13 protein-coding genes are annotated in these 11918 nt (G+C 63.1%); 9 read left to right on the top strand and 4 right to left on the bottom strand.

Going from position 1 to position 11918, the window contains the following annotated elements; genetic code table 11:
• Window positions 1–53: 53 nt before the first annotated feature.
• The 3 genes from UP06_RS23545 to UP06_RS23535 form a co-directional block, all read right to left on the bottom strand.
• Window positions 54–272 carry a hypothetical protein gene (locus UP06_RS23545; RefSeq protein WP_045006052.1) on the bottom strand — a complete coding sequence of 73 codons (219 nt, stop codon included), beginning with the start codon at window positions 270–272 and terminating at the stop codon, window positions 54–56.
• A 1-nt stretch (window position 273) separates the two neighbouring features.
• Window positions 274–933, bottom strand: a complete 660-nt coding sequence (locus tag UP06_RS23540) for an acyl-homoserine-lactone synthase (protein WP_045006051.1) — start codon at window positions 931–933, stop codon at window positions 274–276.
• 85 nt (window positions 934–1018) lie between these two features.
• Entirely contained in the window at window positions 1019–1747 is a 729-nt protein-coding gene (locus UP06_RS23535) for a LuxR family transcriptional regulator (protein ID WP_045006050.1), read from the bottom strand.
• Between the two features lie 168 nt (window positions 1748–1915).
• Here UP06_RS23535 and UP06_RS41000 point away from each other — a divergent pair, with 168 nt between their 5' ends.
• From UP06_RS41000 to UP06_RS23495, 9 genes are all read left to right on the top strand, one after another.
• Window positions 1916–2092: a hypothetical protein gene (locus tag UP06_RS41000; protein ID WP_156163164.1), complete on the top strand. Its 177-nt coding sequence runs from the start codon at window positions 1916–1918 to the stop codon at window positions 2090–2092.
• A 211-nt stretch (window positions 2093–2303) separates the two neighbouring features.
• The gene (locus UP06_RS23530; protein ID WP_045006097.1) at window positions 2304–3242 is read left to right on the top strand and encodes a LysR family transcriptional regulator; all 939 of its coding nucleotides are present in this window, start codon (window positions 2304–2306) and stop codon (window positions 3240–3242) included.
• 144 nt (window positions 3243–3386) lie between these two features.
• Entirely contained in the window at window positions 3387–4265 is an 879-nt protein-coding gene (locus UP06_RS23525) for a shikimate dehydrogenase (protein WP_045006049.1), read from the top strand.
• 61 nt (window positions 4266–4326) lie between these two features.
• Window positions 4327–5457, top strand: a complete 1131-nt coding sequence (locus UP06_RS23520) for an ABC transporter substrate-binding protein (protein WP_045006048.1) — start codon at window positions 4327–4329, stop codon at window positions 5455–5457.
• A gap of 44 nt (window positions 5458–5501) precedes the next feature.
• Window positions 5502–6377, top strand: coding sequence for a branched-chain amino acid ABC transporter permease (locus tag UP06_RS23515; RefSeq protein ID WP_045006047.1), 876 nt, complete (start codon window positions 5502–5504; stop codon window positions 6375–6377).
• Window positions 6374–7372 carry a branched-chain amino acid ABC transporter permease gene (locus UP06_RS23510; protein WP_045006046.1) on the top strand — a complete coding sequence of 333 codons (999 nt, stop codon included), beginning with the start codon at window positions 6374–6376 and terminating at the stop codon, window positions 7370–7372. Before UP06_RS23515 ends, UP06_RS23510 begins: the two co-directional genes overlap by 4 nt.
• The gene (locus tag UP06_RS23505; RefSeq protein ID WP_045006045.1) at window positions 7369–8112 is read left to right on the top strand and encodes an ABC transporter ATP-binding protein; all 744 of its coding nucleotides are present in this window, start codon (window positions 7369–7371) and stop codon (window positions 8110–8112) included. Before UP06_RS23510 ends, UP06_RS23505 begins: the two co-directional genes overlap by 4 nt.
• A 10-nt stretch (window positions 8113–8122) precedes the next feature.
• Entirely contained in the window at window positions 8123–8860 is a 738-nt protein-coding gene (locus UP06_RS23500) for an ABC transporter ATP-binding protein (protein WP_045006044.1), read from the top strand.
• Window positions 8857–10728 (top strand): bifunctional sugar phosphate isomerase/epimerase/4-hydroxyphenylpyruvate dioxygenase family protein, encoded by a 1872-nt coding sequence (locus UP06_RS23495; RefSeq protein WP_045006043.1) that lies wholly within the window; start codon window positions 8857–8859, stop codon window positions 10726–10728. The genes UP06_RS23500 and UP06_RS23495 overlap by 4 nt, the downstream gene beginning before the upstream one ends.
• Before the next feature lie 139 nt (window positions 10729–10867).
• On the opposite strand, the gene UP06_RS23490 is transcribed toward UP06_RS23495, so the two are convergent.
• Entirely contained in the window at window positions 10868–11866 is a 999-nt protein-coding gene (locus UP06_RS23490; RefSeq protein ID WP_044999899.1) for an IS5 family transposase, read from the bottom strand.
• Window positions 11867–11918 lie beyond the last annotated feature (52 nt).

Genomic DNA, 11918 nt, shown 5'->3' with positions numbered 1-11918 from the left:
CCCGTTGCCGGGGAAAGGGTGCAGACTTCTTCGGAATGAAATGAAGGGTGCGTCTAGTGCGACGTCACCTGGTGGGGAAGATCATCGGGCTCGCCGAGCTCGGTGTTTGCCGTCGAGGCCTCCAGCGCTGCCATCCGGAACAGATAGGCAAGCGTTGCCAGTCCGGTGTCTTCCGCCATCTGCGCAAGCTCAAGCGCCATGTCGGACATGTAGCCGAGATTCTCGTCCTTGGTTTGCGCCATGATCTGGCCGTCCCGCATCATGTTCGACATCTCATGCGCTCTTTCGTTGGGCGGCGGAAAGGCCGCAGAGGTTGGCAAGGGCGATACAGTCGAGACGCGGTCCGTCCTGCTGGATGACATTCTTCATCCCGATGCGGTCGCGCACGATCTCGAGCGACTCCTGACGGACCTCGATGGTTGCGGCCATCGTCCAGGAGTCCTGGATCAGCGCAGGCAATCCCAGCGGCGTGACGACGAAGCCGATCTCCTGGAAGCGCGGCAGCCACCATGTCTCCATGACCAGGCAAAGGCGCTCGATACCTTGATCGAGACAGAACTCCTGCGCCGCCGCCATCAGTTGCAGGTTGAACGCACCGTCGCGACGCTCGCGCGACACGAAGAAGCGCGACCACTCCCAGATCAGCGGATCGACGGGGCAGCCCCGTACCGCGGCAAGGTGGGGGAAGACCTCGCTCATCATCGTCGGCTTGGTGGTTGGATACAGGCGGTAGCCACCAAGCACGCGGCGGTTTTCGAGCGCCAGCAGGTAGATCGCGTCCTCATTGTCGTAGACGTCAATCTCGCGGCCGTCGGGCTTGCGCAGCGCCTCCCATTTCCGCTCTTCGACGAAAATCTCGTGACGCATCCGGAAATGTTGCTCGATGACGTCTTCGTAAAGATGCCGGTTAGTGGCAGAAATGACATGAATCATGAATTCCCCCATGGCTTGAAATGGGGGCAGCCTCAGCGAAAAAGGCCAAACCTACTATTGGGAAATTTCCCAGTAGGCGATGATTTCAGGGATTGATGATTCTCTGGCGGATCGCGATCGCGACCGCATGCGTCCGGTTGACGGCACCAAGCTTGCGCGCGGCGGTTGCGAGATGCTCTTCCGCGGTGCGCTGCGTGATGTTCAATATCTCGCCGATCTCCCAGGCGGACTTGCCTTGCGACGCCCAGGCGATCACCTCGCGCTCGCGCGGGGTGAGGCGTGCCAACGGATGCGGGGCCGGAGCGAGCAGACGGCGGATGTGGTCGAAGCCGTACATCGCGATCAGGTGCAGTGCCGGCTTGCTGCGGGCATTGAGATCGAGATGGACGCCACCGAGCGAGACGCCGGCCTCATAGCCGGTCAAGCCGTGGATCGGCACGACGAAACCGCGTGACATGCGGAAATCGGCAGCGCGCCGCATCACCTCGACCGCACCCGGTTCGAGCTCTGCGTCGTAAGGCGCCTCCGACCATTCGAACGGATTTACCGTGTGCCGGCACTTGCGGATCACGGGATCGACGCGGTCGTAGCTCTTTTCGGTATAGAGGTTGAACCACTCGGCCGGCCACTTCTTGGCCAGCACCATCTGGGAAAAGCGTTGATCGGGATTCGGCAGGCCCGTCACGATGATATGCTCGAAGCCGTAACGGCCGAACGTCATCGCAAGCGCATCCATCGCGTCCGGAACCTTGCCATAGGCTCCGAGCCCTTCGATGAAGTCCAGCGCTTCCCGGCCATAATCGACGGCGGACATCGGTGCGTTCCCTGCCCCTCGCCGTTCCGTATAGCACGTCTTTGGGGGCTGCCTCAATTCACCCGCTTCGGTATTTTCCCGGTGTGCCGCTGGCTCCGCAGATTCAATCTACTTGTGGAGGAAGTGACGTCAAGTTACACCTAAGGCGTCTAGAGCGGGAAAGCCACGATGGAAGACGAGAACATCGCCCTCAACAGCGTGCTCGGCCTGGAATTGAACCGCGTGTTTTTCGCCGTCCGCGATACGGCAAACAAGCAGAAGATCATCGAGTTCGCGCGCGAAGTGCTGCAAGGCGAGCGCGAGGAGCGGCCGGGCAGCGTGTCTCCGGATGGACCGGCGAGCTAGAACGCAGTCGCAGCAAACACAACGCCGCGCTCAGGCGCCGTTGTCTCTCCTGAACACGGTCCCTCCTGAACGCGCCGCTTTGGCCAATACAGTCCGCCCGCGAAGTCGGGTTTCCGTCTCCCGTTCACATCAACAGGCATTTGCCGCTGGATGACCGCGCGCTGCTCGTGAGATGATCGCTGCCACGATCGTCTTTCGGGAAGTTCAGCACATGATGACGCTGCGCCAGGTTGAAGTGATCCGTGCCGTGATGGTGACGGGCACCATTGGCGGCGCGGCGAAACTCTTGAACGTGTCGGCGCCGGGCATCAGCCGGCTGGTCAAATACACCGAACGCTCGCTCGGCATCCGCTTCTTCCAGCGTCAGAACGGACGCTACTTCCCGACGCCGGAAGCCGAGAACATTTTTGAGCAGATCAACGGCGTCTACAAGAAGGTCGACGACCTCTCCGAGATCATCTCCAAGATCGGCCGCGGCGGCCTCTCGGAACTGCGCATTGGTTCGGTGCCGAGCATCTCGCAGGTGATGGTGCCGCGCGCGATCGAGCGCGTCCGCCGCCGCTATCCGGATCTCGGCATCGACATCAACATCCTCAAGCTCGAGGAGGCCATCGACTATCTCCTGCTCGGCCGCGGCGAGTGCGTGGCGATGAGCTACCGGTTAGAGCATTCCGGGCTCGACTTCATGCCGCTCGCTTCGGGCGAGCTGTATTGCATCGTGCCGCCCGGCCACGAGCTCGCCGGCCGCAAGCATGTCTCGGCCGCCGAGATCACCCGCTATCCGCTGATCGGCATCGATCCCAACGACCCCTACGGCCGGATCATGGCCGAGATCTTTGCGCGCCACCGGCTCGACTACAACATCACCATCCGCGCCCGCTTCGGCACCACGGTGTGCGCGCTGGTGAAGGCCGGCCTCGGCATTGCCATCATCGACCAGTTCACGGTGGCCCATGGCGGCTACCCCGGGATCGAGTTGTTGAAGATCACCGAGCCGACCCGGTTCGACACCTACATTGCGGTCAAGCGCGGCGCGCCATTGTCGCTCCATGTCGAGTATTTCATCGAATCCCTGCGCGCCGAGATGCGCGCGGTCGAGCCGTCCCGTGGCAACGGCAAGGCTGTCTCAGGGCGCGGACGCAAGAAATAACATTATGTTAGGTTTACCAGATAAATGGATAATTGTGTTAGGCGGGGGAAAGACTATCGTCCCACTTCGAAAACCCCTTGGAATTGCGCGAATTTCGCGGCTAATGGCCGGAAATCAGTGCACCTCACCAGGCGATAGTGGATCATGTCAAAGCGCGGACCTGCCGCATCCGAGAAGCTCCTGACCGGCCTGATCGGCGCGCCGATCGCGCATTCCGCCTCTCCCGCCATGCATGAGCGCGCCGCTGAGGCCCTTGGCTTGCGCGGTCACTACCAGCTTATCGAGGTCGCCGGTGCTGACGCGGCCGGGCTCGGCATGATGCTGGAGGGCGTGCGGCGATTAGGCTTTGCCGGCGTCAACGTCACCTTTCCCTACAAGGAAGCGGTGGTCCCTCTGCTCGATGAGCTGGCGCCGGCTGCGGCCGCTATGGGGGCGGTCAACACCGTCGTCGTCAAGGACGGTCGCCTGATTGGCCACAACACCGACACGACGGGCTTTGCGCACGCCGTCACGCCGCTGCTGGCGCCCACCGGAAATGCGGTTGCCGTGATCGGCACCGGCGGCGTCGGCAAGGCGATCGCCTTTGCGCTGGCGAGCCTGAAGGTGGCCGACATCCGCATCTTCGACAGTGAACCGGTGCGGGCCGAAAGACTCGCCGCGCTGCTCGCCAAACAGGGTGGCGCCAGGGTGGCCACGAGCGTCGAGGACGCGCTCGACGGTGCAACCGGCCTCGTCAACGGCACGCCGGTCGGCATGCTCCCGAACCGGGAAACGCCGGTCGCGCCGGCGCTGCTGCGTGAAAACCTGTGGGTTGCGGACGCCGTCTACTCGCCGCTGATCACGCCGCTGCTGGCGGCCGCCCAAGCCAAGGGCGCACGGATCATGACCGGGCGCGAGCTTGCAATCTACCAGGCCGCAGACGCCTTCGAACTGTTCACGGGCCTTGCCCCATCGACGGAAGTCATGGGAGAGGCATTCGACGAGGTGATGGCGGCACGAAGCGCAGCCTATCACGCAGCGTAACGGAAGCGGCCGGACACAAGGCCGCGGGCACGATCAAAGTCAATAAATGGGAGGAGAGACCATGAAATCCACACTACTGGCAGGCGCATTGCTTGCCTTCGCCGCGGCAACAAGCGCACACGCGCAGGCGATCAAGCTCGCCGACGTCGCCGAATTATCAGGGGGCGGCGCCACCGTCGGCACCAACTGGAAGAACGGCATCGACCTCGCGATCGAGGAGATCAACGCCAAGGGCGGCGTGCTCGGCCGCAAGTTCGAAGTCACCCACGCCGACTCGCAGTCCAACCCGGGCGTCGCGCGCGCGCAGGTGCAGAAGGCGCTCGACGCCGAGCCCTATGTGCTGCTCGGGCCCGGCTATTCCGGCTCGGTGAAGGTCACCGCGCCGCTCGCGGCCGAAGCCGGCATCGCACAGATCATGGGTGGCGAAGCCGCCGAACTGACGCAAGCCGGAAACAAATTCCTGTTCCGCACTTCGTTCGGCCAGCAATCCTCGATGCCGAAAGTGGCAAAGTACATCCACGACGAGATGAAGGCGAAGTCGGTCGCGGTGGTCTGGGTCAACAACGACTTTGGCCGCGGCGGACGCGACGTCGTGGTCAAGGAGCTCGACCGGCTCGGCTCCAAGGTGGTCGCCGACCTCTCCACTGAAGCGGGCCAGGCCGATTTCGCCGCCGATGTCGGCAAGATCAAGGCCGCCAATCCCGATGCCGTCTTCGTCTATCTCAACGAAGAAGAGAGCGCGCGAATCCTGAAGGAGCTGAAGCGCCAGGGCGTCACCGCGCCGCTGATGGGCGAGACCACGCTGATCGGCCAGAAGGTGATCGAGCTCGCGGGCGACGCCGCCAACGGCGCGCGCGGCCATGTCGGCCTCACCACCGACGCGCCGGTCGACCTGATCAAGGCGTTCCGTGACAAGTTTGCCAAGAAGTACAACTACGTGCCCGACCATAACGGCCTGAAGGGCTACCTCGCCGTCTACATGGTGAAAGCCACCACCGAGAAGATGGGCAAGGTCGATTCCAAGGCGTTCGCCGACGCGCTGCACGGCCTGACGATCAAGGCCGCGGATGAGCCGGGTATCTTGATGGACGTCACCTTCAGCGACACCGGCGACATCGATCGCCAGAGTTTTCTGGTCGAGGTGATCGAAGGCAAGCAGGTGGTGAAGCAGGTGCTGCCGAAGGTGAAGTGAGGTCTTCGCCTCTCCCCGCACACGGGGAGAGGAAAGAGGGGAATATGTCCAATCTGTTGGATCTTCTGGTCGCGGGACTTGCCACTGGCGCGATCTATGCGTTGGTCGCGGTCGGCTTCACGCTGTTGTGGCAGACCTCGCAGACCATCAATTTCGCGCAAGGCGAGTTCGTAATGCTGCCGGCATTTCTGATGCTGGCGGCGATGCATGCCGGCGCGCCGTTCTGGCTCGCGATCATTCTCGGCATTTTGCTCTCGATGATCCTGCTCGGCCTCGCCTTCAAGATGCTGCTGGTCGATCCGATGATGCGCCATGGTGTACTGCCGCTGGCGATCGCGACCATGGCGCTCGCCATCGGCATCAAGGAAGCCGTGAAGCAGTTCTTCAGCGCCGAAGCCTCGCCGTTCCCCTCGATCGTGCCGACCGGTGACATCTCGATCCTCGGCCATATTGTCTCGCTGCAAAGCATCAGCGTGCTCGCGCTCGCCATCCTCGCCGTGCTCGGTCTGACCACGCTGCTGAACCGCACCTCGCTCGGCCACCAGATGCAGGCGGCGGCGCAAAACCCGACGGTTGCGCGCATCATCGGCGTGCCGGTCGAGCGGATGATCTTGCTGACCTTCCTGATCAACGCCTTCCTGGTGGCGCTGGCCTCGCTGCTGATCACGCCGATCTATCTGGCAAAATTCTCCTCCGGCGAGGTGCTGGGCCAGGCCGCTTTCATCGCGGCGATCGTCGGTGGCTTCAACCAGGTGCGCGGCGCGATTGCCGGCGGCCTGCTGATCGGCGTGCTCGATAATCTCGCTGCATCCTACGTCTCGACGCAGTATCGCGCGGCGGTGCCGCTGATCTTCCTGATCCTGGTCATCCTGTTCCGGCCGCAAGGACTGCTCGGCCGCGCCGAGGAGCGCACGGTATGAGCGGTCTCGGCAAATCCCTGAAGATCGCGCTCGGCCTCGCCGTCATCGCCGGCCTGATCATCGTGCCCATGAACTTCAATCGCTACGGCCTGTTCATCCTGAGCCAGTGGGCGGTGATGACCATCGCCGCGATGGGGCTCAACCTCACGCTCGGCTATGCCGGCCAGGTCTCGCTGGCGCAAGGCGCCTTCGTCGGCATCGGCGCTTATGCGGCGGCCATCATGACCACGCATGGCTGGCCGTTGCCTGTCGCAATCCTGGTCGCGATTATCTTGAGCTTCGCGGTCGGCTGGGTGCTCGGCTATCCCGCGCTACGCGTGCAGCACCATTACCTTGCCTTCGTCACGCTGGCCTTCTCGACGCTGGCCTTCCTGGTGTTCCGCAACGAGAGCTGGCTCACCGGCGGCATTTACGGCATCTCCAACATTCCGCGGCCGCACTTTTTTGGGATTCCGACCAACAAGCCGCTGCCGTTCTACTATGTCTGCCTCGGATCGCTCGCGATCGTGTCAGTGGCGGTGTGGTGGCTGATCCGCTCACCCTGGGGCCGCGCCTTCATGGCGCTGCGCGAAAATCCGCTGCGCGCACAGTCGCTCGGCGTCGACACAAGGCGCTACACGCTGATGGCGTTCGCGATCGGCTCGGCCCTCGGCGGCGTCGCCGGCGCCCTCTATGCCCCGCTGACGCAATATATCGATCCCGTGCCGTTCAACCTGTCGCTCTCGCTCGACCTGCTGATGATGGTGATCGTCGGTGGTGCCGGCTTCTTCCTCGGTCCGTTCCTCGGGGCGATGATCGCAGTGCTGCTGCCGGAATGGCTGCGCTTCACGGAAGGGTATTATCTGATGCTCTACGCGGTCGCGGTGATGCTGCTCCTGATCTGGTCGCCGACAGGCATCCTGGGAATCCTCGACCGCTATCTCGCCGAGCGCCGCACCAAGGCCGCATCCGCACTGCGCGCCGTCGCAAAGTCCCGGCTGGAGACGGCGCAATGAGCGCGGTCCTCGAGGTCACCGACATCAAGAAGAGCTTTGGCGGCATCACCGCGGTCGACGGCGTCTCCTTCGACGTCCGCGAGGGCGAGATCCTCGGCCTGATCGGGCCGAACGGTTGCGGCAAGTCGACCCTGTTCAACTGCATCCTCGGCCAGCTCACGCCGACCGGCGGCGAGGTCAAGCTCGACGGCAAGGTCGTGACGGGCCTGCGCCCGGCCGAGCTCAACAAGCTCGGGGTCAGCCGCACCTTCCAGCTCTTGCAGGTGTTTCCAAAGCTCTCGGTGCGCGAGAACCTGATCCTCGCTGGGCAAGAGCATCAGGGCAACATGGCCTCGCGCCTGGTCGGCCGCTCCGATGCCGGGCTGACGGAAACCGCCAACCAGATGATCGGCTTCTTCAAGCTCGATCACCTCGCCGCCGAGCCCGCGGGTGGCCTGTCCTATGGACAGCAGAAGCTGCTCGACGCCGCCATGGCCTTCATGGGTGGACCTCGCCTGGTGCTGCTCGACGAGCCTGCCGGCGGCGTCAATCCATCGATGCTGTCGGACCTGAAAGAGCGCCTGGTCGCGATCAACCGCGAGAAGAACGCCACCTTCGTCGTGATCGAGCACAACATGGAGTTCGTGATGTCGCTGTGCTCGCGCGTGATGGTGATGGCGGAAGGCAAGGTGCTGGCGATGGGGCGGCCGGACGAGATCCGCAAGAATCCCGCCGTGATCGAAGCCTATCTTGGACATTAGGGAGCGAGCCATGAGCGACCCGATCCTCTCGGTTCACAATCTCGTCGGCGGCTACGGCAAGATGACGATTCTGAACGGCACCACGTTCGCCGTGCCGCAGGCCACGATCACCACCATCATCGGCCCGAACGGCGCCGGCAAGTCCACCGTGTTCAAGGCGATCTTCGGCCTGTTGAAGCTGCGCGAGGGCAAAATCAACTTTGCGGGCCGCGACGTCACGAACTTAAGCCAGCGCGCGCTGCTCAATGCCGGCATCTGCTACGTGCCGCAGGGCCGCAACATCTTCCCCGAGCTCTCAGTCCGTCACAATATCGAGCTCGGTGGCGTCGCCGCCGGCAAGGATATCGACCTACCGACGCGGATCGAGGCCGCGCTCGACCTGTTTCCAGTGCTGCGGCGCAAATCGGCGCAGCAGGCATCGACACTCTCGGGCGGCGAGCAGAAGCAACTCGAGATCGCCCGCTCGCTGCTGCTCGAGCCGAAACTGGTGCTGATCGACGAGCCCTCGATCGGCCTGTCGCCACTGATGGTGCAGCAGACCTTCGACATCCTGAAGAGCTTGCGCGACCGCGGCGTCACGATCTTGATGATCGAGCAGAACGCGCGCTCGGCGCTTGAGATCTCCGATTTCGGCATCGTGCTCGAGCTCGGTCAGACCCGCATGTTCGACAAGGCTGAGAGCATTCTGAATGATCCGCGCATCGGGCAATTGTTCCTCGGTGGTGCCATGGAGGAGAGTGCGGCATGAACAAGCACTCGATCGCGACCGTTTCCCTTTCGGGGGCTCTCGACGAAAAATTGCGCGCCATCGCATCCGCCGGATTCGCGGCAGTCGAGATCTTCGAGAACGATCTGCTGTCGTTCGGCGCAGGCCCGCGTGACATCGCAAAGCTCTGCCGCGATCTCAATCTCGAGATCTGCGCGTTCCAGCCATTCCGCGATTTCGAGGGCATGCCCGAGCCGCAGCGTTCGCGCAACTTCGCCCGCGCCGAGCGGAAGTTCGACTTGATGCAGGAGCTCGGCACCGACCTGCTGCTGATTTGCTCCAATGTCTCACCTCACTCGCTCGGCGGCATCGACCGCGCCGCAGACGACTTTCGCGAGCTCGGCGATCGCGCGGCCAAACGTAACTTGCGCGTCGGCTATGAGGCGCTGGCCTGGGGACGGCATGTCAACGACTACCGCGACGCCTGGGAGATCGTGCGGCGCGCCGATCATTCGGCGATCGGCGTCATCCTCGACAGTTTTCACGCGCTCGCCCCGGGGTTCCCGGTCCGCGCGATGGCCTCGATACCCGGCAACAAGATCTTTCTGGTGCAGCTTGCCGATGCGCCAAAGCTCGAGCTCGACATCCTGTCGTGGAGCCGGCACTTCCGCTCCTTCCCTGGCCAGGGCGATCTGCCGGTCGGCGAATTCATGCAGGCGATCGCGGCGACCGGCTATGCCGGACCGCTATCGTTGGAGATTTTCAACGACCAGTTCCGCGCCGGCTCGTCCGCGCAGACCGCGGTCGACGGCCTGCGCTCGCTGATCCTGTTGCAGGACCAACTCGCGCCAGATTGGCCAAAACTCGTCGGCGAGCCGCTGGCGCCGAAGGCCAAGAGCGGCGGCACCGGCTTCATCGAGTTCGCCGTCAACGAGACCAAGGCGAGCGAGCTCGCGGACCTGCTTTCACAGCTCGGATTCCGCAGAAGCGGCAAGCACCGCAGTAAGGCGGTGGAGCGCTGGTCGCAGGGCAAGATCGAGCTCGTGATCAATTGCGAGACCGACGGCTTCGCGCATTCGCACTACGTCACCCACGGCCCCGGTGTCTGCGCGATCGCGCTCGATGTCGACAATGCCGGCCTCGCCATGCAGCGGGCCGAGGCCCTGAAGACGCGCACCTTCTATCAACCGGTCGGCCCGGGCGAGCTGGAAATCCCGGCGATCCACGGCGTCGGCGGCAGTCTTCTTTATTTCCTCGACCAGGCCGGCAAGAACTGGGACACGGATTTCGAAGCCGTCGCGAGTGACGCTGGCGCGGACGCGCTGCTCGCCGTCGATCACATCGCCCAGTCGATGCCCTATGACGAGATGCTGTCCTGGCTGTTGTTCTACACCGGCATCCTTGACCTGACGCGCCTACCACAGATGGAGATCGCCGACCCTAGGGGTCTGGTGCAGAGCCAGGCCGTGATCAACGGCGACCAGAGCCTGCGCTTCGTGCTCAACGGCTCCTCCGCCAACCGCACGCTACCAGCGCGCTTCATTTCGGAGTTTTTCGGCTCAGGGGTGCAGCACATCGCGTTCTCGTGCGAAGATGTTTTCGCGACGGTCGCGGCGATGCGCGCGCGTGGAGCGGACTTTCTGGATATCCCCGACAATTACTACGACGACATCGAAGCCAAGTACGACCTGGCTCCCGAACTGATGGCGCAACTGCGCGCCAACCACATCCTCTACGACCGCGAGGGCGACGGCGAGTTCTTCCAGGTCTACACCCACATTTTCGACGAGCGGTTTTTCTTCGAGATCGTCGAGCGGAGGAGCTATCAGGGATTCGGCGCGGCCAATGCCGGCATCAGGCTCGCGGCGCAATCGCGTGAGGTAAGGCCGGTGAGCATGCCGAGGGTGTAGGCTCTATCCCTCTCCCCCTGTGAGGGCTTTGCACAGAGGGGCGAGCGGGCGCTTGAGGTGCGTCGCGGGCTTTTTTGATGTCAGCCCGCTACAGTGAGCGGCATTTTGCTCATTTCATCCCCTGTTGTCCTCTGTTTTTTCATGCGGAGACGGACTCCTGGCGTTGTGCGGCCAATGCGCCGGCCGCACGCCGTAGGTTGTAGGCGCAGCAGGCCAGCACGATGTGCACCTGATTGCGCTCGAAGTTGAAGAAGCGCATCCGCCGGAGACCATAATGCTCCTTGAACACGGCGTACGGACGCTCGACGGCGGCGCGCACCTTGGCGATTAGTTTGTTGCGCAGCTTCTGCCGCGGCGGCAGTTCGGGATGATGCTTGTTGGGCCGATGCATCAGGCGGTCCTTGATGCCAGCTTCTTTAAGACGCGCGTGCCGGGCATGCGTGTAGTAGGCCTGATCGCCATAGACCGCGGCCTCATCGCCGCAGAACAGACGATCCGCTGGCTCGGTATCGGTGATTGAGGCGTCCGTCACATGGACGCGACGAATGAGGGTGTGACCTGCATCCACGCCCGTGTGGATTTTATAGCCGAACACGCTCTTTTTGCCTTTCCGGCCCCAGCGAGCATCGCGATCCGCAGATGGTTTGGGTGGCGTATCCTCGCCATCCTTGCGTGCCTTGCGGGGCGGAGTGGCTCGTGCCGCGATTAACGAGGCGTCGACCAGCGTTCCCTGCTTGAGGATCAGCTTCTTGGCCTCCAACTGCCGATTGATCTCAGTGAAGATCTTCTCGATCAGACCGTCCTTGGCGAGTTCCTGCCGAAACCGCCACAATGTCGTGTGATCCGGGGTCTGATCGTGCAGGCTCAGACCAACAAAGCGGCGGAACGACAACCGGTCTGCAATGGCCGCTTCCAGCGCGGGATCAGACAGATTGTGCCAGATCCCGGCGAGCAAGCAGCGAAGCAAGACTTCCGCCGGATAGCTGCTGTTGCCGGCACCATCGCCGCCCCGCTTGCCAAGCAGCGAGCGCAGCGGCGCCCAATCCACAACAGCCTCCACCTCATCCAGGATGCTGCTTCGCGGTGCCCGAACCAGGCCATCCGCCAAGCTCATCTGACCGACATTGCGCTCAACCATGGCTCCCCTCGCTAGAATCAGCCATGATTCAAAGAATCACGTGCAGCCGATT

This window comes from Bradyrhizobium sp. LTSP857 (assembly GCF_000938285.1).
In the GTDB taxonomy this organism is placed as follows: Bacteria; Pseudomonadota; Alphaproteobacteria; order Rhizobiales; family Xanthobacteraceae; genus Bradyrhizobium.
The sequence above is the reverse complement of the archived record's forward strand: the minus strand, read 5'-3'. Positions and strand labels throughout refer to the sequence as shown.

Coding starts and splice junctions, on each gene's coding strand:
- UP06_RS23505 (WP_045006045.1), top strand. CDS start 7,369: ATGAGCGCGGTCCTCGAGGTCACCGACATCAAGAAGAGCTTTGGCGGC.
- UP06_RS23495 (WP_045006043.1), top strand. CDS start 8,857: ATGAACAAGCACTCGATCGCGACCGTTTCCCTTTCGGGGGCTCTCGAC.
- UP06_RS23530 (WP_045006097.1), top strand. CDS start 2,304: ATGATGACGCTGCGCCAGGTTGAAGTGATCCGTGCCGTGATGGTGACG.
- UP06_RS23525 (WP_045006049.1), top strand. CDS start 3,387: ATGTCAAAGCGCGGACCTGCCGCATCCGAGAAGCTCCTGACCGGCCTG.
- UP06_RS23520 (WP_045006048.1), top strand. CDS start 4,327: ATGAAATCCACACTACTGGCAGGCGCATTGCTTGCCTTCGCCGCGGCA.
- UP06_RS23490 (WP_044999899.1), bottom strand. CDS start 11,866: ATGGTTGAGCGCAATGTCGGTCAGATGAGCTTGGCGGATGGCCTGGTT.
- UP06_RS23545 (WP_045006052.1), bottom strand. CDS start 272: ATGTCGAACATGATGCGGGACGGCCAGATCATGGCGCAAACCAAGGAC.
- UP06_RS23540 (WP_045006051.1), bottom strand. CDS start 933: ATGATTCATGTCATTTCTGCCACTAACCGGCATCTTTACGAAGACGTC.
- UP06_RS23510 (WP_045006046.1), top strand. CDS start 6,374: ATGAGCGGTCTCGGCAAATCCCTGAAGATCGCGCTCGGCCTCGCCGTC.
- UP06_RS23500 (WP_045006044.1), top strand. CDS start 8,123: ATGAGCGACCCGATCCTCTCGGTTCACAATCTCGTCGGCGGCTACGGC.
- UP06_RS23535 (WP_045006050.1), bottom strand. CDS start 1,747: ATGTCCGCCGTCGATTATGGCCGGGAAGCGCTGGACTTCATCGAAGGG.
- UP06_RS41000 (WP_156163164.1), top strand. CDS start 1,916: ATGGAAGACGAGAACATCGCCCTCAACAGCGTGCTCGGCCTGGAATTG.
- UP06_RS23515 (WP_045006047.1), top strand. CDS start 5,502: ATGTCCAATCTGTTGGATCTTCTGGTCGCGGGACTTGCCACTGGCGCG.